Annotated in this window: 21 protein-coding genes; 6 read left to right on the top strand and 15 right to left on the bottom strand. The window is 73.4% G+C overall.

Features of this window, described 5'->3' with window-relative positions; genetic code table 11:
• Position 1: 1 nt before the first annotated feature.
• From mraY to rsmH, 6 genes are all read right to left on the bottom strand, one after another.
• The gene (mraY, locus tag C4J65_RS07310; protein ID WP_115741664.1) at positions 2-1,093 is read right to left on the bottom strand and encodes a phospho-N-acetylmuramoyl-pentapeptide-transferase; all 1,092 of its coding nucleotides are present in this window, start codon (positions 1,091-1,093) and stop codon (positions 2-4) included.
• Positions 1,093-2,508 carry a UDP-N-acetylmuramoyl-tripeptide--D-alanyl-D-alanine ligase gene (gene murF / locus C4J65_RS07315; protein ID WP_115741665.1) on the bottom strand — a complete coding sequence of 472 codons (1,416 nt, stop codon included), beginning with the start codon at positions 2,506-2,508 and terminating at the stop codon, positions 1,093-1,095. The genes mraY and murF overlap by 1 nt, the downstream gene beginning before the upstream one ends.
• A 73-nt stretch (positions 2,509-2,581) precedes the next feature.
• Entirely contained in the window at positions 2,582-4,102 is a 1,521-nt protein-coding gene (locus C4J65_RS07320; protein WP_115741666.1) for a UDP-N-acetylmuramoyl-L-alanyl-D-glutamate--2,6-diaminopimelate ligase, read from the bottom strand.
• Between the two features lie 217 nt (positions 4,103-4,319).
• Positions 4,320-6,284, bottom strand: a complete 1,965-nt coding sequence (gene ftsI / locus C4J65_RS07325; protein WP_115741667.1) for a cell division protein FtsI — start codon at positions 6,282-6,284, stop codon at positions 4,320-4,322.
• A complete protein-coding gene (locus tag C4J65_RS07330; RefSeq protein ID WP_115741668.1) occupies positions 6,281-6,844 on the bottom strand; it encodes a septum formation initiator family protein in 564 nt (187 codons plus the stop codon). Before C4J65_RS07330 ends, ftsI begins: the two co-directional genes overlap by 4 nt.
• A gap of 73 nt (positions 6,845-6,917) precedes the next feature.
• Positions 6,918-7,874 (bottom strand): 16S rRNA (cytosine(1402)-N(4))-methyltransferase RsmH, encoded by a 957-nt coding sequence (gene rsmH / locus C4J65_RS07335; RefSeq protein ID WP_115741669.1) that lies wholly within the window; start codon positions 7,872-7,874, stop codon positions 6,918-6,920.
• A 422-nt stretch (positions 7,875-8,296) separates the two neighbouring features.
• Between rsmH and C4J65_RS07340 the strand changes: the two genes are divergently transcribed.
• The 4 genes from C4J65_RS07340 to C4J65_RS07355 all read left to right on the top strand — a co-directional run bounded on the left by C4J65_RS07340 (position 8,297) and on the right by C4J65_RS07355 (position 13,951).
• Positions 8,297-8,851, top strand: coding sequence for a carbonic anhydrase (locus C4J65_RS07340; RefSeq protein ID WP_162833066.1), 555 nt, complete (start codon positions 8,297-8,299; stop codon positions 8,849-8,851).
• Positions 8,852-9,171: 320 nt separating this feature from the next.
• Entirely contained in the window at positions 9,172-10,185 is a 1,014-nt protein-coding gene (locus C4J65_RS07345; RefSeq protein WP_115741671.1) for a MoxR family ATPase, read from the top strand.
• Positions 10,185-11,564, top strand: coding sequence for a DUF58 domain-containing protein (locus tag C4J65_RS07350; RefSeq protein WP_162833067.1), 1,380 nt, complete (start codon positions 10,185-10,187; stop codon positions 11,562-11,564). Before C4J65_RS07345 ends, C4J65_RS07350 begins: the two co-directional genes overlap by 1 nt.
• Entirely contained in the window at positions 11,561-13,951 is a 2,391-nt protein-coding gene (locus C4J65_RS07355; protein WP_115741673.1) for a DUF3488 and transglutaminase-like domain-containing protein, read from the top strand. Before C4J65_RS07350 ends, C4J65_RS07355 begins: the two co-directional genes overlap by 4 nt.
• A 236-nt stretch (positions 13,952-14,187) precedes the next feature.
• On the opposite strand, the gene C4J65_RS07360 is transcribed toward C4J65_RS07355, so the two are convergent.
• The 3 genes from C4J65_RS07360 to C4J65_RS35995 all read right to left on the bottom strand — a co-directional run bounded on the left by C4J65_RS07360 (position 14,188) and on the right by C4J65_RS35995 (position 16,436).
• Complete coding sequence (locus C4J65_RS07360; protein ID WP_052841604.1) at positions 14,188-14,595, bottom strand: spore wall synthesis complex protein; 408 nt, start codon at positions 14,593-14,595, stop codon at positions 14,188-14,190.
• 276 nt (positions 14,596-14,871) lie between these two features.
• The gene (locus C4J65_RS07365) at positions 14,872-15,699 is read right to left on the bottom strand and encodes a methyltransferase (RefSeq protein WP_205350966.1); all 828 of its coding nucleotides are present in this window, start codon (positions 15,697-15,699) and stop codon (positions 14,872-14,874) included.
• A 149-nt stretch (positions 15,700-15,848) separates the two neighbouring features.
• Positions 15,849-16,436, bottom strand: coding sequence for an SAV_6107 family HEPN domain-containing protein (locus C4J65_RS35995; protein WP_162833068.1), 588 nt, complete (start codon positions 16,434-16,436; stop codon positions 15,849-15,851).
• A gap of 184 nt (positions 16,437-16,620) precedes the next feature.
• Between C4J65_RS35995 and C4J65_RS07375 the strand changes: the two genes are divergently transcribed.
• Both C4J65_RS07375 and C4J65_RS07380 read left to right on the top strand, forming a co-directional pair.
• A complete protein-coding gene (locus C4J65_RS07375) occupies positions 16,621-17,250 on the top strand; it encodes a TetR/AcrR family transcriptional regulator (protein ID WP_115741674.1) in 630 nt (209 codons plus the stop codon).
• Between the two features lie 508 nt (positions 17,251-17,758).
• The gene (locus C4J65_RS07380; protein ID WP_115741675.1) at positions 17,759-19,279 is read left to right on the top strand and encodes an NAD(P)/FAD-dependent oxidoreductase; all 1,521 of its coding nucleotides are present in this window, start codon (positions 17,759-17,761) and stop codon (positions 19,277-19,279) included.
• A gap of 13 nt (positions 19,280-19,292) precedes the next feature.
• Here C4J65_RS07380 and C4J65_RS07385 read toward each other — a convergent pair whose 3' ends face one another.
• From C4J65_RS07385 to C4J65_RS07410, 6 genes are all read right to left on the bottom strand, one after another.
• Positions 19,293-20,291, bottom strand: coding sequence for a hypothetical protein (locus C4J65_RS07385; protein ID WP_115741676.1), 999 nt, complete (start codon positions 20,289-20,291; stop codon positions 19,293-19,295).
• Positions 20,292-20,347: 56 nt separating this feature from the next.
• A complete protein-coding gene (gene metF / locus C4J65_RS07390) occupies positions 20,348-21,271 on the bottom strand; it encodes a methylenetetrahydrofolate reductase [NAD(P)H] (protein WP_115741677.1) in 924 nt (307 codons plus the stop codon).
• Positions 21,272-21,454: 183 nt separating this feature from the next.
• Complete coding sequence (gene thiE, locus C4J65_RS07395) at positions 21,455-22,141, bottom strand: thiamine phosphate synthase (RefSeq protein WP_115741678.1); 687 nt, start codon at positions 22,139-22,141, stop codon at positions 21,455-21,457.
• Between the two features lie 138 nt (positions 22,142-22,279).
• Entirely contained in the window at positions 22,280-22,645 is a 366-nt protein-coding gene (locus C4J65_RS07400; RefSeq protein WP_087809829.1) for an Rv2175c family DNA-binding protein, read from the bottom strand.
• A 41-nt stretch (positions 22,646-22,686) separates the two neighbouring features.
• Complete coding sequence (locus tag C4J65_RS07405; RefSeq protein ID WP_115741679.1) at positions 22,687-23,967, bottom strand: FAD-dependent oxidoreductase; 1,281 nt, start codon at positions 23,965-23,967, stop codon at positions 22,687-22,689.
• A complete protein-coding gene (locus tag C4J65_RS07410) occupies positions 23,964-24,350 on the bottom strand; it encodes a hypothetical protein (RefSeq protein WP_115741680.1) in 387 nt (128 codons plus the stop codon). The genes C4J65_RS07405 and C4J65_RS07410 overlap by 4 nt, the downstream gene beginning before the upstream one ends.
• Positions 24,351-24,383: the final 33 nt, after the last annotated feature.

Below are 24,383 nucleotides of genomic sequence, written 5' to 3' on the forward strand. Positions count from 1 at the left end.
GTCACTTGTCCGTTGCCCATCCCGCGTAGAAGAGGCCGAGTCCGACGATCACACAGATGCCCTGGATGATCCAGAAACGGACCACGACAAGGACCTCGGACCAGCCTTTGAGTTCGAAGTGGTGCTGGAGTGGCGCCATCCGGAAGACCCGCTTGCCGGTGAGGCGGAAGGAGCCGACCTGGATGACCACCGACATGGTGATCAGGACGAACAGGCCGCCGAGGATGGCCATCAGCAGTTCGGTGCGCGAGCAGATCGCCAGACCCGCGAGCACACCGCCGAGCGCGAGCGAACCGGTGTCGCCCATGAAGATCTTGGCCGGCGAGGTGTTCCACCACAGGAAGCCGAGGCAGGCGCCCATCAGCGCGGACGCGACCACCGCGAGGTCGAGCGGGTCTCTCACCTCGTAGCAGGCGCCCGGGTTGGTCAGGGTCAGCGCGTTGGCGCAGGACTCCTGGAACTGCCAGACGCCGATGAAGGTGTAGGCGCCGAAGACCAGGACGGAGGCGCCGGTGGCCAGGCCGTCCAGGCCGTCGGTCAGGTTCACGCCGTTCGACATCGCGAGGATCATGAACAGCGCCCAGATGACGAACAGCACCGGGCCGATGGTCCAGCCGAAGTCGGTGATGAACGACAGCTTCGTGGACGCCGGGGTGTTGCCCCGGTTGTCCGCGAACTGCAGGGCGAGCACCGCGAAGGCGATGCCGACGGTCAGCTGGCCGATCATCTTCGCCCTGGCCCGCAGGCCCAGCGAACGCCGCTTGACGATCTTGATGTAGTCGTCGAGGAAGCCGACCAGGCCCATGCCCACCATCAGGCCGAGCACCAGCAGACCGGAGAAGGTCGGCCCCGCGTCGATGTCCGGGTCCAGATAACTGGTGATGCCCTTGGCCAGGAAGTACGCGGCGACCGTGGCGAAGATGAAGGCGATGCCGCCCATGGTCGGCGTACCGCGCTTGCTGGCGTGCTCGCGCGGTCCGTCGTCGCGGATGTACTGGCCGTAGCCCTTGCGGGCGAGCAGCTTGATCAGCAGCGGGGTGCCGACCAGGGTCAGGAAGAGGCCAATGACTCCTGCGAACAGGATCTGCTTCATCATCGGGCGGCAACCTCACCCTCGGTGCCGGTCTCGAGCAGCGCCGTGGCGACGCTCTCCAGACCCACCGAACGGGACGCCTTCACGAGCACGACGTCCCCTGGGCGCAACTCGCTGCGCAACAGGTCGACCGCCGCCTGTGCGTCGGACACGTGCACCGACTCCTCACCCCACGAACCCTCGTTATATGCGCCCAGTTGCAGCCATTGGGCTTCCCTGCCCCCGACCGCGACGAGCTTGCTGACGTTGAGCCGGACGGCGAGCCGTCCGACCGCGTCGTGCTCGGCGAGCGCCTCGTCCCCGAGCTCGGCCATCTTGCCGAGCACCGCCCACGTACGACGCCCCTTGCCGATGGCCACGAGGGCACGCAGCGCGGCCTTCGTGGACTCGGGGTTCGCGTTGTAGGCGTCGTTGACGACCGTCACGCCGTCCGGGCGCTCGGTGACCTCCATCCGCCAGCGGGAGAGGGAGCCCGCCTCGGAGAGCGCGGTGGCGATCTCGTCTGCGGACATGCCCAACTCGTGGGCGACGGCGGCCGCGGCGAGCGCGTTCGACACGTGGTGCTCACCGTACAGGCGCATGGTCACATCGCTTGCACCGGAGGGTGTGTGAAGGCTGAAGGAAGGCTGTCCGGTGTCCGTGAGTCGCACGTTCTCGGCGGACACGTCCGCTTCGCCGGACTCTCCGAAAAGGATCACCTTCGCCTTCGTTCGGGCGGCCATGGCCCGTACGAGCGGGTCGTCCGCGTTGAGGATCGCGGCGCCGCCCTCCTCGGCCGGCGGCAGCGCCTCCACGAGCTCGCCCTTGGCCTGGGCGATCTGCTCCCGGCCGCCGAACTCGCCGATGTGCGCGGAACCGACGTTGAGGACGAGACCGATCTTCGGCGGGGTGAGTTCCGTGAGGTACCGGATGTGTCCGATGCCGCGGGCGCCCATCTCCAGGACGAGGAACCTGGTCTCGTCGGTGGCGGTGAGCGCGGTGAGCGGCAGCCCGATCTCGTTGTTGAGGGAGCCGGGCGTGAACACCGTGGGCGCCTTGCGGCGCAGTACCTGGGCGATCAGGTCCTTGGTGCTGGTCTTGCCGGCCGACCCGGTGAGGGCCACGAGGGTGGTGCCCAGGCGTCGCACGACGTGCCGGGCGAGGGCGCCGAGGGCGGCCTGGACGTCGTCCACGACGATCGCGGGCACGCCGACGGGGCGGGAGCCGAGAACGGCCACCGCACCCGCTTCGACGACCTGCGCGGCGAAGTCGTGGCCGTCCACCCGTTCGCCGACGAAGGCGACGAAGAGGCTGCCGGGCCCCGCTTCCCGGGAGTCCCGGACGACCGGCCCGGTGACCTCGGCGGACGCGTCCGGTATGTCGTGCATCCGCCCGCCGACGACTTCTGCGATCTCGGCGAGTGAGAGGGTGATCACAAGTTCGTCCCCTGGATCAGGATCAGGATCGGCTGGATCGTTCGGGATCTCGTCCCTCGGATCATTCGGGATTTCATCCCCGGGTCTTCTTGATGGCTTCGCGCAGCACCTGGCGGTCGTCGAAGGGACGGACGACCCCGGCGATGTCCTGGCCCTGCTCGTGGCCCTTGCCCGCCACCAGCACCGTGTCGCCGGGCTCGGCCCGGGCGACGGCGGCGGCGATCGCGGCGGCCCGGTCCTCGAAGACCTGCACCTCGCCGCGCTCGTGCGCGGGCACGGACGCCGCGCCCTGGAGCATGGTGGCGAGGATCGCGAGGGGGTCCTCGGAGCGGGGGTTGTCGGAGGTCAGTACGGCGGTGTCGGCGAACCGGGCCACGGCGGCGCCCATCGGCTCCCGCTTGGTGGTGTCCCGGTCGCCGCCGCAGCCGAGCACGGCGTGCAGCTTGCCCTCGGTGACCTTGCGCAGGGCCCGCAGGACGGACTCGACGGCGTCGGTCTTGTGGGCGTAGTCGACCACCGCGAAGTAGGGCTGGCCCTCGTCCACGCGCTCGAGGCGGCCCGGCACGCCCGGTACGGCGGCGACGCCGTCGGCGGCGCTCTGCGGGTCGAGCCCGGCGGCGGCCAGGGCGACGATCGCGGCGAGGGTGTTCGCCACGTTGAACGGTCCGGCCAGCGGCGACTTGGCGGCGATCCGCTCGCCCTTCGGCCCGAGCACGGTGAACGTGGAGTCCAGCGGGCCGACCTCGACCTCGTCGGCACGCCAGTCGGCGTCCGGGTGGCCCTCGGCGGAGTAGGTGACGACCGGGACGGTGGCCTCGTTGGCGAGGCGCCGCCCGTACTCGTCGTCGACGTTGACCACGCCGAGCTTGCTGCGCTCGGGGGTGAAGAGCTGCGCCTTGGCCTGGAAGTAGTCCTCCATGCCGGAGTGGAACTCCATGTGCTCCGGGCTGAGGTTGGTGAAGACCGCGATGTCGAAGACGCAGGCGTCGACGCGGCCGAGTACCAGGGCGTGGCTGGAGACCTCCATGGCGACCGCCTCGGTGCCGCGCTCGCGCATCACCGCGAACAGCGCCTGGAGGTCGGTGGCCTCGGGCGTGGTCCGCTCGGACTTGATGCGCTCGTCGCCGATGCGCATCTCGACCGTGCCGATCAGCCCGGTGGACTTCGCCGTGCGCAGGCCGCCCTCGACGAGGTAGGCGGTGGTGGTCTTGCCGGAGGTACCGGTGATGCCGATCTGGAGGAGGTCGCGGCCGGGGTGGCCGTAGATCGTGGCCGCCAGCTCGCCCATCCGCGCGCGCGGGTCGTCGACGACCAGCGCCGGCAGCCCGGTGGCGGCGACGCGCTCCGCGCCGGCCGGGTCGGTCAGCACGGCGGCGGCGCCGAGGCCCGCGGCCTGGGTGACGAAGTCGGCGCCGTGGGCGCGGGCTCCGGGCAGGGCGGCGTACAGGTCTCCGGGGCGGACGGCGCGCGAGTCGTGGGTGATGCCCGTGACCTCGGCGGAGCCGTCCGGCGCGGTGGTACCCAGCTGATCGGCGAGTTCCGCGAGGGGTGTGGCGGAGATCCGCACCGGCCGGGGCGGTCCCGGGTATGTCACGGGGTGGCCCTTCTGGGTGGTTTGGGACTGATCAGGGTGTGGCACGGCGGTGAGCGTACCGGGAGTACCCGCCTGGGGGCGAAGCGAGGGGGAAGGGCTGTTCTGGTTCCCGGGGTCGGGGGTGATCGTCGTCACGGGTGGTTCCTGGTGGCTCGGTACTGAATCGGCGCTGGCTCGGTACGGCTCGGTGCGAGGGGCGGTACGGCTCGGGGTTTGCTCAGGGTTTGAAGGTGACCGGGAGCCTCGCGGGGGCGGCCCCGGTCGGCGGGACCTGAAGGGTCTTCAGGGCGAACTCCATGACCTGCTTGTAGATGGGGCCGCAGATCTGGCCGCCGAAGTAGCTGCCCTCGGTGGCGTTCTGGATGGCGCAGTAGACGGTGACGCGGGGCTTGTCGGCAGGGGCGAACCCGGCGAACGACGAGGTGTAGCCGTGGTACTTGCCGGTGGCCGGATCCACCCGGTTGGCCGTGCCCGTCTTGCCCGCCACCCGGTAGCCGGGGATCCGGGCCTTGGTGCCGGTGCCCTCCTCGTCGTCGACGACGGACTCCAGCATCTGCGAGAGGGTCTTCGCGGTCTTCTCGCTGGTCACGCGGGTTTTCTTGGGTTCAGGGGCCGGAGTGAAACGTCCGTCGGCGCCCTTCGTGCCGCGGACCAGGGTGGGTTCGATGCGGACGCCGCCGTTGGCGACGGTCGAGTAGATGGAGGCCGCCTGGAGCGCGTTCACGGAGACGCCCTGGCCGAAAGGGATCGTGTACTGCTGCGAGGTCGACCACTGGCCGGGCGGCGCGAGGATGCCCTTGGTCTCGCCGGGGAAGCCGAGCCCGCTGTACTCGCCGAGGCCGAACTTGCGCAGGTAGGAGTGGAGCACCTGGTTGGCCTCGGCCTGGGTCTTGCCCAGCTCACCGGTGGCCATGATCGTGCCGATGTTGCTGGACTTGGCGAGCACGCCGTTGAGCGTGAGGTACCAGGTCGGGTGGTCGATGTCGTCCTTGAAGAGCCGGTCGCCGCGCTTGAGCCGGTTGGGGACGGTGATGTGGGTGCCCGGCGTGGCGACGTTCTCCTCCAGCACGGCCGCCATCGACAGCACCTTGGCGGTGGAGCCCGGTTCGAAGGCGTCCTGGAGCGCGGCGTTGCCCAGCGCCGCCGGGTCGGCGTGGGCGAGGTCGCCCGGGTCGAAGCCGGGCGAGTTGGCCATGGCGAGGATCTCGCCGGTGGTGGTGTCCTGGACGATGACGTAGCCGCCGTCCGCCTTGGACTTCTCCACCTGCTCGCTGATCGCGTGCTGCGCGGCCCACTGGATGTCGCGGTCGATGGTCAGCTCGACGTCGCTGCCCGGCACGGCGGGCGTCTCGGTGGAACCGGCGGTGGGCACCTGGCGCCCGCCGGACTGCGCGTAGCGGATCTTGCCGTCCTCGCCGGCCAGCGTCTTGTCGAGCTTCCGCTCCAGGCCCCCGCCGCCCTTGCCGTCGGCGCCGACCCAGCCGAGGATGCCGGCGGCGAGGTCGCCGCCCGGGTACACCCGCTTGCTGCTGGGGTCGGCGAAGACGCCCGCGAGCACGTTGACCGTGGACCTGTCGGTCTCCGCCTTCGTGGTGAGCGCGGTCTTCAGGTCCTTGATCTGGTTCCAGACCTGGGGGGTCTGCCGGCGCGCGAGGCGGACGTAGCGCAGTTCCTTGTTCTTCGGGCGGAGCACCTTGGCCAGCTGCTCCTGGTCCTGGCCGAGGATCGGCGCGAGGAGCGCCGCCGCCTGCTCGGGTCCGTCGCCGACCTTCAGCCGCTCACGGGTGAACATCGTGGGGTCGGCGGTGATGTCGTAGGAGTCCACGGTGCTCGCGAGGGCGACGCCGTTGCGGTCGGTGATGCCGCCGCGTTCGGCGGGCAGGGTGTGCACGACGTAGCGGTTCTGCTCGGCCTTCGCCGAGTAGGTGCCGGCGTCGACGGCCTGCACCTGGAGGAGCCGTACGACGAACGCGGCCAGCACCAGGGTCAGCGCGAGGCCGATCATGCGCAGCCGGGGGCGCGGGCTGCCCAGCCGGAAGGCGCGGGGCGCCGGCCGGGGCGGTCCCGGCCTGCGGGCCGGCCGGGCGCCTGGCCCCGGGCGGCGCCCGCCGCCGGGGCGGACGGGCCTCGCGGGTCCGGGCACCCGGCGGCGCGGCGGTTCCCTGTCGGACACTTCCGTCACCTGCCGGGAGTCGGGGTCGGGGTGGGCGTCGCCGCGGTGGTGGGGGTGGCGGCTGCGCCGGGTGTGGCCGCGGTGGTGGGCGTGGGGGCCGGGCCGGAGGGCTCGGTGTAGGGGGACGGCGTGACCGTGGACGCGCCGGCGGACGTCGAGGCCAGCGCCTCGGGAGCGAGGACGAGCGGGGTGGCCGCGGCGGGGGCGGGGCTGGGCGAGCCCTTGACCGTGCCGTCGGGGTCGAGGAAGGCGGGGTCGCCGCCGGGCACCATGCCCAGTTCGCGGGCGCGGCGCTGGAGGGCCTGGGGGGCGGAGTAGGAGTCGACGTCCCGCTGGAGCGCCTGTTCCTCGTCGGTGAGCTCCTTGGTCCGCTGCTTGAGGTCGTCCAGCTGGAAGGAGCCCTCGCTCAGGGCGGAGTTCAGCACGAGGAGCCCGATGAGGCCGCCGCCGAGGAGGGCGACGACCAGGAGGACGAACGGCGCCCGGGCCGCCTGGCCGCGGGGGCCGCCGATGGGCAGGAGCCGGGCCAGCCGGGCCGCCCTGCCCTTCAGTTCGGGTTTCCTGCTCACACGCCCTCCCCTAGGGGGTGTCGTCCGCGCCGGTGCCCGGCCTGCCTCGCTCGTTCCGCCCGAGGGACTCCCTTCACCCGAGGGACTCCCTGATGCGCTCGGCGCCGCGCAGCCGTGCCGGTGCCGCCCGCCGGTTCTCGGCGATCTCCTCCTCGGTGGGGAGTTCGGCACCGCGGGTGAGCACCTTGAGCCGCGGTGCGTACTGTTCGGGGACGACGGGCAGACCGGGCGGCGCGGTGTTGGCGGCACCGGCCGCGAACACCTGTTTGACCAGCCGGTCCTCCAGCGAGTGGTAGGACAGCACGGCGATCCGCCCGCCGACCGCGAGGGACTCGACGGCGGCCGGGATCGCCCGCTCCAGGACGGACAGCTCGCCGTTGACCTCGATGCGCAGGGCCTGGAAGGTGCGCTTGGCCGGGTTGCCGCCGGTGCGCTTGGCGGCCTGCGGCAGTGCGGCGCGGATCAGCTCCACCAGGCGGGCGCTGTTGGTGAACGGCTCCTTCTCGCGCTCGCGCACGACGGCGGACACGATCCGCTTGGCCTGCTTCTCCTCGCCGTACGCCCGCAGGATGCGGACGAGTTCGCCGGGCGGGTAGGTGTTGAGGACCTCGGCGGCGCTCATGCCGGTGCTCTGGTCCATCCGCATGTCGAGGGGGGCGTCCTGGGCGTAGGCGAAGCCGCGGTCGGCCTCGTCGAGCTGCATGGAGGAGACGCCGAGGTCGAACAGCACGCCCTGGACGCGGGGGACGCCGAGCCGGTCGAGCACGTCGGGCAGTTCGTCGTAGACGGCGTGCACGAGGGTGGCGCGTCCGCCGTACGGGGCGAGCCGCTCGCCGGACAGGCGCAGGGCCTCCTTGTCGCGGTCGAGGGCGACGAGCCGGGCCCCGGGGAAGCGTTCGAGGAGCGCCTCGCTGTGCCCGCCGAGTCCCAGCGTGCAGTCGACGACCACGGCTCCCGGCTCCTGGAGGGCGGGTGCCAGCAGGTCCAGACACCGCTGGAGCATCACCGGGACGTGTCGACTCTGGCTCAAGTGGGGCGGCCTCTCAGGTCCGGCGCGGCGTCACGCACTGCCGGGTCCCCTCCCGCTCGCATCTGAAGGGGAGGCCTGCCGGCGCCAAAAGCGTCGGCCGGCCGGGAGCGGGAGGAGGCCGAGCCGTACGTACGCGCCGCGCACGTGGGGAGATCTGGCGGGACGTCGCCCAGGTCTCCGGGGATTTCAGTCCAGCAGGGAGGACCTCGCCTCCCGCTTCGCGTCACTTTAGTCCACCGTGTCGCCCGGTCAATCAACCGGCCTGCGCGTCGCGGACACCGGTGTCAGCAAACCGGCATCGCACGGCTTTTCACTCGTACGGCCGCAATCCCGCCACCTTGTGGGTTGGCTCACAACAAGCCTCGATGACGTTCTTTGTCCCGCTTCACAGCGGGCCACGGGCCGGGACGGCCAGTAACGTCATGGATATGACGACTTCTGCATCGGTACCCGCCGCCTCCGAATCCGCCATAGCGGCCGACCACACCGTCACCGACCGGCTCGTCGAGGCGAACGAACGCTACGCCGCGGCGTTCGCCGACCCCGGCATGGACGCCCGCCCCGTACAGCGTGTCGCCGTGGTGGCCTGCATGGACGCACGCCTGGACCTGCACGCGGCGCTCGGCCTGAAGCTCGGCGACTGCCACACGATCCGCAACGCGGGCGGTGTCGTCACCGACGACGTGATCCGGTCCCTGACCATCAGCCAGCGGGCGCTCGGCACCCGCAGCGTGGCCCTCATCCACCACACGGGCTGCGGCATGGAGACCATCACCGAGGAGTTCCGGCACGACCTGGAGCTGGAGGTGGGCCAGCGTCCCGCGTGGGCGGTGGAGGCCTTCCGGGACGCCGACCAGGACGTGCGGCAGTCGATCGAGCGGGTGCGCACCTCGCCGTTCCTGCTGCACACCGAGGACGTGCGCGGTTTCGTCTTCGACGTGAAGACGGGCCTGCTGCGTGAGGTCGACCCCGCCTGACCGGGTCCGTGGCCCATCCCGACGATCCAGCCGCGCAAGCTCCGCAAAGGCCGTAAGGGCCGACATATCGCGGCCAGTTGTCCACAGGCGAGTGACACGAATCGGTAACGGCGGCAAGAATGCGGGAAGTGGTGTCGCGCGGAACTTTTTCCGGGCGGTGTCCGTGATTCGGGGTGGGCCGGTCCGCGGTGCGGGGCCGGCCGGCAAGTTGGGGTACCCCCACTTCCCAGGGAGTGTGGGGAAAGGCCGAGGAGGGCCGGGTGACGACCTATGACGATCAGGCGAGCCGTGGAGGCACCGCCGCGCGAGCGTACGGGAGCGTGGGGGAAGATCTGACCGCTGTGGTCGAGCGGGTCCGTGACTCGGTCGAGGACGTGATCGAGGGTAAGCCCGAGGTCGTACGGCTCTCGCTGACCGTGCTGCTGGCCGAGGGACACCTGCTGATCGAGGATGTGCCGGGGGTCGGCAAGACCATGCTGGCCAAGGCGCTGGCGCGGTCCATCGACTGTTCCGTGCGCCGGATCCAGTTCACTCCGGACCTGCTGCCCTCGGACATCACCGGGGTGTCGATCTGGGACCAGCAGCGGCGGGACTTCGAGTTCAAGCCGGGCGCGATCTTCGCGCAGGTGGTGATCGGCGACGAGATCAACCGCGCGTCGCCGAAGACCCAGTCGGCGCTGCTGGAGTCGATGGAGGAGCGTCAGGTCACCATCGACGGCCAGACCTACGAGCTGCCCAGTCCCTTCATGGTGGTGGCGACGCAGAACCCGGTCGAGATGGAGGGCACCTACCCGCTTCCGGAGGCCCAGCGGGACCGCTTCATGGCCCGGGTCTCCATCGGCTATCCGAGCCCGGAGGCCGAGTTGCAGATGCTCGACGTGCACGGCGGGGCCAGCCCGCTGGACGACCTCCAGCCGGTGGCGCACGCGCACGACATCCTGAAGCTGATCGAGGCGGTCCGCGGCGTCCACGTGGCCGATCCGGTCCGGCGGTACGCGGTGGACCTGGTCGCCGCCACCCGCACCCACCCGGACCTCAGACTCGGCGCCTCGCCGCGGGCCACGCTGCATCTGCTGCGCGCGGCGAAGGCGTCCGCCGCCCTGAGCGGACGGGACTACGCACTGCCGGACGACGTGCAGGCCCTCGCGGTCGCCGTCCTGGCCCACCGGCTGCTGCCGACCGCGCAGGCCCAGCTCAACCGCCGCACCGCCGAGCAGGTCGTCCAGGAGATCCTGCAGCGCACCGCGGTGCCCGCGGAGCCCCAGCAGCAGACGGGCTTCGGCGTGGGCCGCGGCACGTCGGCGTACGGTCAGCAGCCGCCGCGGAGGCTGTGATGGACACCGGGGGGACGGACCGGTCCGGGACCGACCGGGGCGAGGGCGACCGGGGCGAGGGCGGCGGCATCCGGACCGCCCTTTCCGGTCTGACCACCCGCGGGCGCTCCTTCCTGGCCGCCGGCATCGCGGCCGCGGTCTGCGCGTACGTCCTGGGCCAGAGCGATCTGCTGCGCGTCGGGCTGCTCCTGGGTGCCCTCCCCCTGGTGTGCGCGGCCGTGCTCCACCGCACCCGCTACCGGGTCGCGGGCAGTCGCCGGCTCTCCCCCGGGCGGGTACCCGCGGGCAGCGAGGCCAGGGTGCATCTGCGCGTCGACAACGTCTCCCGGCTGCCCACCGGTCTGCTGATGCTCCAGGACCGGGTGCCCTACGTACTCGGTCCGCGCCCCCGCTTCGTGCTCGACCGGGTGGAGCCGGGCGGTCGCCGCGAGGTGTCCTACCGGGTCCGCTCCGACCTGCGCGGCCGCTTCCCGCTGGGCCCGCTGCAGCTGCGCCTGACCGACCCGTTCGGCCTGTGCGAGCTGACCCGCTCCTTCTCGACGTACGACACCCTGACGGTGATCCCGCGGGTGGAGGCGCTGCCGCCGGTACGGCTGAGCGGTGAGGCGAAGGGGTACGGCGAGGGACGGCAGCGCTCGCTCGCCCTGGCCGGTGACGACGACGTGATCCCGCGCGGGTACCGCTACGGCGACGACCTGCGCCGCGTGCACTGGCGCTCCACCGCGCGCTACGGCGAGCTGATGGTGCGCCGCGAGGAGCAGCCGCAGCGGGCGCGCTGCACGGTGCTGCTCGACACCCGGGTGGTGGCCTTCGAGGGCGCGGGCCCCGACTCGGCCTTCGAGTGGGCGGTGTCGGGCGCGGCGTCCGTGCTGGTGCACATGCTGGAGCGGGGTTTCTCCGTCCGGCTGCTCACCGGCAACGGCGACGCGGTGCCGGGCGAGGGCGCCGACGGCTTCGCGGGCGCGAGCCAGGGGACGGCCGACGCGGCGGGACTGATGATGGACACCCTCGCCGTGATCGACCACTCCGACGACACGGGTCTGTCGCGGGCGTACGACATGCTGCGCGGCGGGAACGAGGGGCTGCTGGTGGCGTTCTTCGGCGACCTGGACGAGGAGCAGGCCACGGCGGTGGCGAAGATGCGGCAGCGGGGCGGCGGCGCCGTCGCCTTCGTCCTGGACAGCGAGACGTGGGCCCGGGAACCGGCCGACGTGCCCGGCCCGCCGGCCGGGAGCGACGAACGGCTGCGGATGCTCCGCGAGGCGGGCTGGACCGCCGTGGCGGTCCCCCGGGGTGCCACCGTGGAGGAAGTGTGGCGCCTGGCCGACCGCGAACGCACCACCTTCGCGGCGCCGGCCGGCGGAGAGGGGGCGCGATGAGCGGGCGGGCGCGGTTGGCGGTGTGTGCCTGGGCGGCCACGTTGATGGCGGCTTGTGCGCTGTTGCCGTTGGTCGAACCGGCCACGTGGATCCTGCAGGCGGCGGTGCTGCTGGCGGTGCAGTCGGGGGTGGGCGCGGTGGCGCGACGGGTGCCGCTGGCGCGCCCGCTGACCATCGCGGTGCAGGCCGTGGTCACGCTGGTACTGCTGACCCTGGTCTTCGCCCGGCAGCAGGCGCTCGCCGGGCTGCTCCCCGGCCCACAGGCCTTCCAGCGCTTCGCCGACCTGCTCCAGCAGGGCGGCGACGACATCGCCCGGTACGCGATCCCGGCGCCGCTGGAGTCCGACGGCATCCGGCTGATGCTGGTCGGCGGCGTCCTGGTGATCGGGCTGCTGGTGGACACCCTCGCGGTGACCTTCCGCAGTGCCGCCCCGGCCGGCCTGCCCCTGCTCGCCCTCTACTCGGTGGCCGCGGGGCTGTCCGAGGGCGGCGCCGACTGGCTCTGGTTCCTGGTCGCGGCGGTCGGCTATCTGATGCTGCTCCTGGCCGAGGGACGTGACCGGCTCTCGCAGTGGGGCCGCGTCTTCGGCGGCTCCGCGCGCGCACCGGGCCCGGAGCAGGGGCGCGCCCTGGCCCCGGTCCGCACCGGACGGCGCATCGGCGCCTTCGCGCTGGGCATCGCACTGGTGGTGCCGCTAGCCCTGCCCGCGATGGACGGCGGGCTGCTGGACGGCGCCGGCGGCGGCGTGGGCTCCGGCACCGGTGGCGGCGGCACGATCTCCGCGGTGAACCCGCTGGTCTCCCTGCGGGACAGTCTGAACGTCGACGAGGACCGCCAGGTCCTGTCCGTCCAGACGGACTCCGAGGACCTGTCCGACCTGTACCTGCGCATCGTGTCCCTGGACGACTTCGACGGCACCACCTGGAAGCCGTCCAAGCGGCGCATCACCGCCGTGCCGGACGGCACCTTCCCCACCCCGGCCGGCCTCGGCCCCGACATCAGGCGCACGGAGACCCGGGCCCTGGTCTCGGCCGCCGACTGGTACGCCCAGGACTGGCTGCCGATGCCCTACCCGCCCAGCGGCGTGCGCGTCGCGGGCAACTGGCGCTTCGAACCCGTCGGCATGACGCTGGTCGGCGACCACGGCCAGAACACCCGCGGGCTGAAGTACGAGGTACGCAGCCTGAACGTGCAGCCGACGGCGGAGCAGCTCGCCGCGGCGCCGCCGCCGTCGCCGGCCCTCACGCGCGAGTACACGGAGCTCCCGGACTCGCTGCCCGACGTGGTCTCCCGGACCGCCCGCGAGGTCACCGCCGGCGCCGCGAACCCCTACGAGCAGGCGGTCGAGCTCCAGGAGTACTTCGCGGTCAACGGCGGCTTCGAGTACGACACCCAGGTCAAGGTCGGCAGCGGCTCGGAGGCGATCGCCCGGTTCCTGAAGGACAAGGAGGGCTTCTGCGTCCACTTCTCCTTCGCCATGGCGGCGATGGCCCGTTCCCTGGGCATTCCGGCCAGGGTCGCGGTCGGCTTCGCGCCGGGCTCCCCGCAGGCGGACGGCTCGGTGTCGGTGGGGCTGCGGGACGCGCACGCGTGGCCCGAGGTGTATTTCGAGGGCGTGGGCTGGACCCGCTTCGAGCCGACGCCGACGCGTGGCTCGACCCCGTCGTACACCATCACGGAACGGCCGGGCAGCTCGGTGCCGGACCCGGCCCTGCCGTCGCAGAGCGCGGAGTCGGAGCCGTCGGCGGCGCCCTCGAAGAGCGACACCTGCTCCCCGCAGGACAAGAAGCTGAATGCCTGCCCCAACGAGTCCGCGGTGGCCGTGCCCGTCGTCGGCGGCGACGGACCTAAGTGGTACGCGCTGCTGGCCTGGGCGCTGGCCGGGCTCGTGGTGCTGCTGCTCCCGCTCGCACCGATGCTGTGGCGGCTGCGCGCCCGGGCGGTACGGCTCGGGGCGCACGGCCGCGGTGCGGCGGACGTCGGCCCGCACACCCTCGCGGTGTGGCAGGAGCTGACCGACGCCGCGTGGGACCTCGGCATCCTGCCCCAGGAGTCGCAGACCCCGCGCAGGGCGGCGGCCCGCATCGTCCGGCTGGGCCGGCTCGAGCCGGCGGCGGCACAGGCGGTGCACCGGGTCGCGGACGCCGTGGAGCAGGTCCTCTACGCGCCCCGCCCGCGCCCGACGGCGGGGCTGGCGGAGGACGTCCGGCTGGCGACCGCCGGGCTGCGGTCCACGGCCGGCCGCGGAACGCGGCTGCGCGCACGGTTCGCCCCGCGTTCGGCCATCCGGGTGACGTGGACGGTGTCGGCCCGGTGGGCGGCCCTGAAGCGGCGGGCCGCGGCGGCCCGGCCGGAGTGGCGCAGGACGTCGGACCAGCAGGGCTGAGCCGGCCGAGGCGCCGGTCAGGGGCGCCGGCCCGCGGTGGGGTCGGCGCCCCTGACCGGCGCCTCGGCCGGTGGTGTCCCGGTCGGTGGTGTCCCGGTCGGTGTCTCGGGTCAGCACCCGGGTCGCTGTCTCGGCCCGTCGGCGGCGCTCATGGGTACGCGTGAGGGGGTGACCACCCGGACGGTGGTCACCCCCTCACGCGCATGTCGTGGTGAGCGGCTGCTCGGACGGCGCTACTACTGGCCGCCCTGCTGCTCGTCCCTGCGGCGCTGCCAGCGCTCGTCGATGCGGTCCATCATCGAGCGTTTCTGTCGTCCTTGGCGGCGGGCCGCCTGCGGTCCGGCACCGGCCGCCGGCTGCTGCTCGCCCGGTTTCGGGGCCTTGCGCCAGCCGGTCACGGCGAGCACCGCGCACCCCAGCATGACCAGGAAGCCCACCACACTGAGCCACACCTGCTGGGCGACCATACCGGCCATGAGGAGCGCAATACCTACGAGGAAGCCCGCGACCGCCTGGTAGACCCGTCGCCGGGTGTACGTACGCAGCCCGCTTCCCTCGAGCGCTGTCGCGAACTTGGGATCTTCGGCGTACAGCGCTCGCTCCATCTGCTCGAGCATGCGCTGCTCGTGCTCCGAGAGCGGCACGGAGTCCTCCTCATCGTGCAGTCGCCGGGGCGACCCGGGGGGTCCCTTCAGGATAGGCAGGGAATCGCCCCCGTGAAACCCGCCCCTCTGCGCCAATTGACCAACCGGACTCCGTCATGGCCGTACCGGCTCGCTGAGGTTCCCATTCCCCAGCGGCCGACCCGTCATGCCGGGCCGTCTCCCTCGATCATACGGCGACTGCCCCCCGTTCGGGGGGCCTGTGGCGTACTCCATCCGCAGTCGCGTCCCTGATCAGCGCCTTACCCCACCGGGCGCTCAGGCCTCGTCGGCCCCTCGCGTCTCGCCGAGCACATGGAGCTGGGTGGCCACGGAGTGGAACGCGGTGAGTTCGGCCGCCGCGGCCTCCAGCTTCAGCAGGGCGTCCATGGCACCGGGCTCGGTGTCCACGAGCACGCCGGGAACGAGGTCGGCGAAGACCCGTACGCCGTGCACGGCACCGATCCGGAGCCCGGCGGCCTCGACCAGCCCGGTGAGCTGCTCGGCGGTGAACCGGCGCGGCACCGGGTCACCCGTGCCCCAGCGGCCGTCCGGGTCGTCCAGGGCCTGCCGGGCCTCCGTGAAGTGGCCGGCGAGGGCGCGGGCGAGCACGGCCCCGCCCAGGCCGGCGGCGAGCACGCTGAGGACGCCGTCCTCGCGCAGCGCCGCCACCGCGTTGCGGACGCCCTCCGCGGGGTCGTCGACGTACTCCAGGACGCCGTGGCACAGCACCGCGTCGTAGCCGCCGCGCTCGACCACGTCGAACAGGCCGCCGGCATCGCCCTGGACGCCCCGCACCCGATCGGCGACACCGGCCTCGGCGGCGCGGCGCTCCAGGGCGAACAGGGCGTTGGGGCTGGGGTCCACGACGGTGACGCGGTGGCCGAGCCCGGCCACGGGCACCGCGAAGTTGCCGCTGCCGCCGCCGGTGTCGAGGACGTCCAGCGTGGGCCGGCCCGTTGCCTTCACCCGGCGGTCCAGGGCGTCCTGGAGGACGTCCCAGACGACGGCGGTGCGCAGGGCGGCCCGGGAACGAGAGGGCTCGGAGCGCGGAGCCGCCGTGTGCGGTCGGGGGTGGGAGGCGGGCGGGCGCATCGGGTCCGACACGGCAGTTGACTCCTCGGCGCGGCACCGCCCCGGACACGGGCGGAGCGAACGGGCTGCCGCCCCCGCCCGGTGCGGGGAGGGGGAGGCTTCAGGCGTCTCCCACCCTATTGCCTCCGATGCGCCCGTCGGGCACCCCGCTCGTCACCCGCTCATCCCGCGTCCGGCAGGTCCCTGCCCGGGTGACCGGCGTCGGAGCGGCGGGGCCGCTCGGCGCCCGGTGGGTCCGCGTCGGGGCGGGGCTGGGGCAGGACCGGCTGGAGGACCAGCATCCGCTCCACGAGGCGCAGGAACATCGCCACGTCGCGTATCAGGTCGTCGGCGTCCCGGCTGCCCGCCGCGCCCTGGATGCCCGCCTCGGCCCGTGCCCGGCGCCGCGCGCCGGAGGCGAACAGGGCGCTCCAGTCGGCCAGCTCGGGCGCGATCTCGGGCAGCACCTCCCAGGCGCTGCGGATGCGGGCCCGGGCCCGCGGGCTGGTCTCGGGGCGGCCGCGGGCGGCCAGCACGGCGGCGGCGGTGCGCAGGGCGGCGAGGTGGGCCGTCGCGTAACGCTCGTTCGGCGTTTCGAGGGCGGTGGCCTCCTCCAGTCCGGCCCGCGCCTGGGCGAGCAGGTCGAGGGCGGCGGGCGGGGCGGTCGTCCGGCGGAGCACGGGGTGCACGTCGCTCGCCGGTCCGGTCAGTGAGGGTGCAGGGCCGGCTGCGCGGGGCCGCCGGGCGGCGGCTGCGGACGAGTGGGCCATGACGATCCTCCTGTCGTCTCCGTGACGGCACGCTCCGGGCAGGAGGTGCCGTATGTGCCCATCGTGAGGTATGGCACTGACAATCCGTTCTGACCTGGACTTTTAATTCGATCGGCCGTTCGGTTCGGGGTGTGCGCGGGCCTGCGGTGACGTCGCCGCCCGGGGTGCTGTGAGAATCGGGACCATGGAAAGCAGCAGCACCGCCTCGCAGAGCGGCAGCCGTCGCGAGGCCACCCGGCAGAAGCTCTACGAGGCGGCGGTCACCCTCATCGCCGAGCAGGGCTTCTCCGCCACCACCGTGGACGAGATCGCCGAGCGGGCCGGGGTCGCGAAGGGCACGGTCTACTACAACTTCGCCAGCAAGTCCGTCCTCTTCGAGGAGCTGCTGCGGCACGGTGTCGGGCTCCTGGCCGCCTCGCTGCGGCAGGCCGCGGAACGGACCGCCCGGGAGGGCCGCGGCCGGGTCGACGCCCTGGACGCGATGATCCGCGCCGGGCTCGTCTTCATCGACCGCTACCCGGCCTTCACCCAGCTGTACGTGGCCGAGCTGTGGCGCACCAACCGGGCCTGGCAGTCCACGCTGCTGGTGGTCCGGCAGGAGGCCGTGGCCGTGGTGGAGGGCGTCCTGCGCGAAGGCGTGGCGAGCGGTGAGTTCAGTGCGGAGATCGACGTGCCGCTGACCGCCGCCGCACTGGTCGGCATGGTCCTGGTGGCGGCGCTGGACTGGAAGGCGTTCCAGCCGGAGCGCTCACTCGACGACGTGCACGCCGCGCTCTCACGACTGCTCCAGGGACGCGTGAGCGGCGGCGGCTGACCGGCCGGGGCTGACCGGCCGGAGCTGAGCGGCCGGGCCCAGGATGCCGGGCTAGCGGCCGGAGCCGACCCGGCCGGCGCGGGTGGTGCACGAAGAACGCCGGTCCGCCGTGGCCGCGTCCCCCGCGGGCCGCCGTCGGACCGGCGCCTTCTCCTGCTCCCCCGTACGTCCCCTCGTCGGGACCTCCGTCACCGGTCGTCCCTTCGGGCTCCCCCGTGTCTCGCTCCCGCCGACCCGGGCCGGCGGAAGGAGCGGATCGCGGGCCCGGCTCCGTTCCGGCGCCCCGTGCCGCCGGTGCCGGAGCCGTGCCCCTCTCCGTGTCTCCACTCTCTCGTTCCCGCAGGTCGGGGCCCATCCGCGCGCGTACTCATCTGCGGCACTAGGTACAGCTACTCAGCCCTGCGCACCCGGCCCCACGGCGCGGCGCCGCCGACCGGTCACCTGGACGTCCGTTCCGGTGCTCAGCCCTCGCAGGGGGGTGCGGGTGGCGGCGGATAAAGTCCCTGGCATGGCACGGATTGCGGTGATCGGCGCCGGGATGGGCGCGATGGCGGCGGCCGCCCGGCTGGCCGTCGCGGGCCACCGGGTGGTGGTGTACGAGCGGACGCGGACCTACGGCGGAGCCCTGGGCCGGTTCGAGCGGGACGGGTTCCGCTTCGACACCGGCCCCGGCGTGCTCCCGCTGCCCGCGGTCTGGCGCGATCTGTTCGTGAAGACCGGCAAGGAGCCGCTGGAGTCGCGCGTCGAGCTGGTCCAGGTCGACCCGTCGTCCCGGCACGTGTTCGCGGACGGCACGGAGGTCGCGCTGCCGAACGCCTCGCGGGCGGGTGTCGTCGCCGCCCTGGACGCGACGCTCGGTGCGGGCGCCGGGCGGCGCTGGGGCGACTTCCTGGTGCGGGCCCGGGAGACCTGGGACCGCACCCGCCGCCCGCTCCTGGAGGAGCCCCTGTGGCCCAACTGGCGGGTGCTGGCCCAGCGCGAGCCCTATCCGGCGGTCCCGCACAAGCGGCTGCTGCGCACCCGCCGGGCCGGCACGCTCGCCGAGGTCGGCGCGTGGGAGCTGCGCGACGCCCGGCTCGCCGCCCTGCTGGAGGGGCAGGCGCTCGCGTACGGCCTGGATCCCCGCACCGCCCCGGCGAACGCCGCGGTCCTGCCGTACATGGAGTACGCGTTCGGTGTCTGGTACGTGCGCGGCGGCGGTCTGCGGGAGCTGGCGCGGGCGGTGTACGAGCGGTGCCTGGCCCGCCGGGTCGAGTTCCGCTTCGGGGCCGAGGTCACCGGGATCGTCGAGAAGGACGGCCGGGTGGCGGGCGTGGAGCTGGCCGAAGGGGACGTGGCGGAGGCCGAGTTCGTCGTCTCCGGCGTGGCGCCGGGCGTGCTGGACCGCCTGTGCGGTGGAGCGCCGGTGCGCGGCGGGGACGAGGTGCCCCCGCAGCGCGGTGGGGCGAGCCGGCTGACGGTGCTGCTGGCACTGCGCGGCAGCCGTCCGGAGGGCACGGCGCACCGGACGGTGGTGCACGCGGCGGACCGTGAGGCGGAGTTGGACCGTCTGTTCGGCGCCGCCGACGGGATGGCCGCGCGGCCGACCGTCACCGTCCTGCGACCCGACGATCCGGCGCTGGTGCCCGACGCGGACCACGAGGCGGTGACGCTCAGCGCGGCGGTGCCCGCCCTGGGCGGCGCGTCGGAGCGGGCCACGGCCGAGCAGTCCGCCCGGCGGGCCGAGCAGCTGATCGACGTCGCCGGGCGGGCGGTACCGGGTCTGCGCGACCGCCTCCTGTGGCACGAGGTGCGCACCCCGGCCGAGGTCGCGGCGGACACCGGTACGGCGGACGGCGCGATTCCGGTGCCGTCGCTGGCGGGCGCCGACGGACGGCTGCTGCACCCGGCGAACGGCACGCGCACGGACGGTCTGTTCACCGTCGGCGGCTGGTCACACCCCGGCGGGGGTCTGCCGCACGCGGGGATGTCGGGCGCGCTGGTCGCCGGACTGGTGGTGGAGGGGCCGGAGTTCCGCGGCTCCCAGTGACCGGCCGGGTCCCTCAGAAGCGGTACTGCTCGTCGTAGCCCTGGCCCTGGCCCTGTGTCTGGCCGTTGCCCTGGTAGGGGTAGGGCTGCTGCTCGGGCGGGAGTTCGCCGCCGTAGGGGTCGTCGGTGCTGCGCTGCTGCGGCACCCACACGCCGCCGGCCGGGGTCTCGCCGCCGTAGCCGCCGGGCGCGCCGGTGGCGTACTGGTCCTGCCCGTAGCCCTGGCCCTGCTGGCCGTACTGCTGCTGCCCGCCGGTCGTGTCGTAGCCGCCCGTGTCGTACGCCCCGCCGCCGTAGGTGTGGGTGCCGATGTACGGGTCGGAGTAGGCGGCGTACTGCTGCTGGGCGCCGGTGTCGTAGCCGTAGCCCTGCTGCTGCCCGTAGCCCGAGTAGTCGTAGGCGTAGGTCTGGTCGGCGTCCGGTGCGGCCGCCGCCGGCTGCTGGCCGGTGCCGTACCCGGAGTCGGCGTACACGCCGTACGAGCCGGTGTCGTCCGGCATGGGCTGCGGCGCGTACACGGCGGTGCTCTCCGCGGCCGTGGGGTCGGCGGGGCGGGCCGGGGTGAAGACGTCGTCGCGGTCGTAGTCCTCGTGCCCGTACTGACCGGTGGCGTCCTGGCCCGGGGCGTGGCTCTGGGCGTGCGCGTCGTAGCCGTCGTGCCGGTCCTGGCCGCCCTCGGCGGGATCGAGCCCGGGGGCATCCAACGCCGGTTCCTGGCGGCCGCGTTCGGGGCGCCCGCGTTTGCCGACGAGGCTCGCCGGGGCGTTGACCGCCCAGCCGGCCTCGAAGCCGCGGCGGAACGACAGGGTGACGTAGGTCTGGCCGACCGCGAAGGCGGCGGCGCCGAGACCGATGACGAGCACGTTCGACATCAGCACGCCGGCGACGACGCCGACGAAGCCGCCGAAGGCCAGCAGCCGCCAGCGCAGCCGCGCCTTGTACTGCAGCAGCACCTCGCCGAGCAGCCACAGCGCGACGCCGCCGAACGCGATGTAGAGGACCGTCCAGCCCATGTACGCCCCTCTCCCAGTGGCCGTTACGCAGTGTGTCGCAAATACGTGCGGCCGGTCTAGGCCCGCGGTGGGTGGTGCAGGCCCAGGTTCTCGTAGATTTCCAGCGTCGCCGTGGAGTTGTTGAGCGTGATGAAGTGCAGTCCGGGCACTCCCTCGGCCAGCAGCCGTGCGCAGAACTCCGTTGCGAACTCGATGCCGATCGAGCGTACAGCCGCCGGATCGTCCTTTGCTGTGAGGATCCGCTCTTTCAGCTCCGCCGGGAACGAGGCGTTGCTGAGCTTGGGCAACCTCTCCAGCATCTTCACACTGGTCACCGGCATGACCTCGGGGATGACCGGGGTCGCGCAGCCTGCCGCGGCGACCCGGTCGCGCAGCCGGAGGTAGGAGTCGGGCTGGAAGAACATCTGCGTGATGGCGTAGTCGGCGCCGGCCCGGCACTTGTCGACGAAGCGTGTGACGTCCGTGTCCCAGTCGGCGGAGCGCGGGTGCATCTCGGGGAAGGCCGCGACGCCGACGCAGAAGTCGCCCGACTCCTTGATGAGCCTGACCAGTTCGGCCGCGTACGTCAGGCCCTCGGGGTGCGCGACCCAGTCGGCGTTCGGGTCGCCGGGCGGATCGCCGCGCACGGCCAGCATGTTGCGGATCCCGGCGTCGGCGTACTGGCCGATGATGTTGCGCAGCTCGGCGACGGAGTGGTCGACGGCGGTCAGGTGGGCCACCGGGGTCAGCGTGGTGTCGGCGACGATCTGCTGGGTCTCACGGACCGTGCCCGCGCGCGTGGAGCCGCCGGCGCCGTAGGTCACGGAGACGAAGTCCGGGGCCACGGCCTCGACCCGCCGCAGGGCGCTCCAGAGGTTCTTCTCGCCCTTGGGCGTCTTCGGCGCCGAGAACTCGAACGAGTACGTCGTCTTGCCGGTGGCGAGGATGTCACGCACCGTGCGGGCGCGATCCGTCCTCGTGCTTGCGGTTCCGAGGGCCATATGGGCAGGTTAGCCAGGGTGCGGCGGTCACCCAACCGGATGCGGGACTTTTGTCCACATTGTCGAGTTGTTGTCCACCCTTTGGACACCTGCCCGCCTGCCCGCCTGCCCGCCTGCCCGACTGCCCGCCTGCCCGCCTGCCCGACTGCCCGCCTGGGGGCGACTTCCTGCGGCGACGTGCGGCTACCCGTGTGCCGGGGCCTGCCGCAGGCGCTCGGCGAACTCGGCCGCCGCCGCGCCCGGGTCCTCGGCGGCGGTGATCGCACGCACGACGACCACGCGCCGGGCGCCCGCCTCCAGCACCTCGTCCAGGTTGCCGAGGTCGATGCCGCCGATCGCGAACCAGGGGCGGTCGGTGCCCAGCGCGGCCGTGCGGCGGACCAGGTCGAGGCCGGGTGCGTGGCGGCCGGGCTTGGTGGGGGTCGGCCAGCACGGACCGGTGCAGAAGTAGTCCACGCCCTCCTGGGCCGCGGCGGCGGCGGCCTCGGACTCGGCGTGCGTGGAACGGCCGATCAGCACGTCGTCGCCGAGGATCGCGCGGGCGGCGGGCACCGGCAGGTCGCCCTGGCCGAGGTGGAGCACGTCGGCGCGGGCGGCGTGGGCGACGTCCGCGCGGTCGTTGACCGCGAGGAGCTTGCCGTGGCGGGCGCAGGCGTCGGCGAGGACCGCCAGGTGCTCCAGTTCCTCCGCCGCCTCCATTCCCTTGTCCCGCAGCTGCACGATGTCCACGCCGCCGGCGAGTACGGCGTCCAGGAACTCGGGCAGGTCGCCCTGGCTCCGGCGGGCGTCCGTGCACAGGTAGAGCCGGGCGTCGGCGAGCCGGGCGTCGGCGAGCCGGGCGCGGGCGGCGGTCGGGGCGGTGTCGGGCATGCGGGTGTCCCCCGGGTCGTTCGGTGGCGTGGGCCCACGACGGGCCCCGCGATGGTGGCGTACGGGCACGGCGCCCGGCGTGCGTGGCCCGCACGCCGGGCGGTGTGGCGGATCGGTGGTGCCGGATCGGTGATGGGGTCAGACGGCGAGCGCCTGGGCGCGGCGCTTCACCTCCGTACCGCGATTCTCACTGAGCGCCTGGGCGGGGGTGCCCGGCAGGCTCGGGTCGGGCGTGAAGAGCCACTCCAGCATCTCCTCGGCCGTGAAGCCGTCGTCCCGCAGCAGCGTCAGGGTCCCGACCAGGCCCTTGACGACCTTGTCCTCGTCGATGAAGGCCGCGGGGATGTGCAGCGCGCGGTTCTCACCGCGGCGTACGGCGATGAGCTGGCCCTCCTTGATCAGCTGGCGTACCCGGGTCACCTCGACGCCGAGCATCTCGGCGATGTCGGGAACGGTGAGCCAGGCGGGCACGAGAGCATCGGTCTTTGCGTCAATCTCGGTCACGCCTCCAGCCTGCCACCTGGCACTGACAGTCGGAAACCTGGCTACGCCGTGGCCGCCGTCGCCGCCTTCAGCGGCTTCGCCGGGTCGGCCAGCAGGTCCGGGTCCATCGGCGTACCCGCCTGGATCAGGCGCCTGCCCTGCGCCAGGTCGCGGGGGCGGCCCACCGCGAGCAGGGCGACCAGGCGGCCCTCGCGCAGCCAGCAGACCGTCCACGCCGGGCTCGCGGGGTCGCCGCGCCACACGGTGGTGTCGGCGGCGGTGTGGTGACCGGCGTACTGGACGAAGCGGCCGAACTGCTCGGACCAGAAGTAGGGCACCGGATCGTAGGCCGCCGGGGCCTCGCCGCCCGGGGAGCCGACGATGTCGGCGGCGACCGCGCGCGGGCCCTGGAGGGCGTTGTCCCAGTGGTGCACCAGCAGCCGCTCGCCGTAGCGGGCGGAGGGGAAGGAGGCGCAGTCGCCGACCGCGTGGACGTCCGGCGCGGAGGTGCGCAGGCGGTCGTCGGCCAGGACCTCGCCGTGCGCACCGAGGGCGATGCCGGACGCGGCGAGCCAGCCGGTGGCCGGGCGGGCGCCGATGCCGACGACGACCGCGTCGGCGGTCAGCCGGGTTCCGTCGTCGAGCACGACCCGGCCGGACTCGCCGGGGCCGCCGGACTCGACGCGCGCCACGCGCGCGCGGGTGCGCAGTTCCGCCCCGGCGTCCGCGTACCAGCCGGTCATCGGCGCGGCGACCTCGGCGGGCAGCGCGTCGGCCAGCGGCCGGTCGGCGGCCTCCACCACGGTCACCGCGCAGCCCGCCTCGCGCGCGGCGGTGGCGAACTCGGCGCCGATCCAGCCCGCGCCGACGACCACGACGTCATGCTGCCGGGCGAGCACCGGCCGCAGCCGTTCCGCGTCGTCCAGGGTGCGCAGCAGGTGCACGCCGGGCACGCCCTCGGCGCCGGGGAGCCGGACCGGTTCGGCGCCGGTCGCAAGGACGAGGACGTCGTACGGCACGGGCCCCTCGGAGGTGTCCAGGACGTGCTCCGCGGGGCGGACGCCCAGGGCCTCGCAGCCCAGCCGCAGGGTGATGCCGAGCGCCTCGAAGTCGACGTCGAAGGCGGAGCCCTCCGCGGTGCCGAGCAGGACGGCCTTGGACAGCGGGGGACGGTCGTACGGCTGGTGCGGCTCCGCACCGATCAGGGTCACCGGGCCGGCGAAGCCCTGTTCCCGCAGGGCGACCGCGGTTTGTACGCCCGCCATCCCGGCGCCCACCACGACCGCGCGGCGCTCCGCGTCCGCCGCCGGTCCCTGTCCCCGTTCCCGCGTCTGCTCGCTCACCTGATCACCATAGACACCCGGCGTTTCGCCGGTCGGTGCCCGTGCGCGGTGAGCTGCTCCACCACGCTGGTCCCGCTGCCCGGCTGCGACTCCCACTCCCAGGTCTCGTCCAGTCGCACGCGCCCGTCCGGCAGTTCGACGACGGTGGAGACGCAGTGCCCCGACGACGTGCTGCCGTCGGTCTTGAGCTGCACGTACCGGAAGTCGAGGCGGTCGCCCTCCCGGGTGCCCACCAGCCGCCCGCGGACGACGTCACCCCCCTCGTACTCGGCCCACACGGCGCCGTCCTGCTCGTGGTAGGTGAACCGGGTCCGGGTGCCCACCTGGCCGGGCGCCTGGTCGGCGACGGGGGCGAGGACGAGACCGTCGAGTGAACGCGCCACGGGTGGAGGCTCCCTTACACGTGCGTTGCGCTG

Source organism: Streptomyces sp. CB09001 (assembly GCF_003369795.1).
Taxonomy (GTDB): domain Bacteria; phylum Actinomycetota; class Actinomycetes; order Streptomycetales; family Streptomycetaceae; genus Streptomyces.

What these genes read in the sequence shown, in the direction of transcription:
- mraY (WP_115741664.1), bottom strand. Translation starts at nt 1,093, where the DNA reads ATGAAGCAGATCCTGTTCGCAGGAGTCATTGGCCTCTTCCTGACCCTG.
- C4J65_RS07340 (WP_162833066.1), top strand. Translation starts at nt 8,297, where the DNA reads ATGGATATGACGACTTCTGCATCGGTACCCGCCGCCTCCGAATCCGCC.
- C4J65_RS07350 (WP_162833067.1), top strand. Translation starts at nt 10,185, where the DNA reads ATGGACACCGGGGGGACGGACCGGTCCGGGACCGACCGGGGCGAGGGC.
- C4J65_RS07355 (WP_115741673.1), top strand. Translation starts at nt 11,561, where the DNA reads ATGAGCGGGCGGGCGCGGTTGGCGGTGTGTGCCTGGGCGGCCACGTTG.
- C4J65_RS35995 (WP_162833068.1), bottom strand. Translation starts at nt 16,436, where the DNA reads ATGGCCCACTCGTCCGCAGCCGCCGCCCGGCGGCCCCGCGCAGCCGGC.
- C4J65_RS07375 (WP_115741674.1), top strand. Translation starts at nt 16,621, where the DNA reads ATGGAAAGCAGCAGCACCGCCTCGCAGAGCGGCAGCCGTCGCGAGGCC.
- C4J65_RS07380 (WP_115741675.1), top strand. Translation starts at nt 17,759, where the DNA reads ATGGCACGGATTGCGGTGATCGGCGCCGGGATGGGCGCGATGGCGGCG.
- C4J65_RS07385 (WP_115741676.1), bottom strand. Translation starts at nt 20,291, where the DNA reads ATGGGCTGGACGGTCCTCTACATCGCGTTCGGCGGCGTCGCGCTGTGG.
- metF (WP_115741677.1), bottom strand. Translation starts at nt 21,271, where the DNA reads ATGGCCCTCGGAACCGCAAGCACGAGGACGGATCGCGCCCGCACGGTG.
- thiE (WP_115741678.1), bottom strand. Translation starts at nt 22,141, where the DNA reads ATGCCCGACACCGCCCCGACCGCCGCCCGCGCCCGGCTCGCCGACGCC.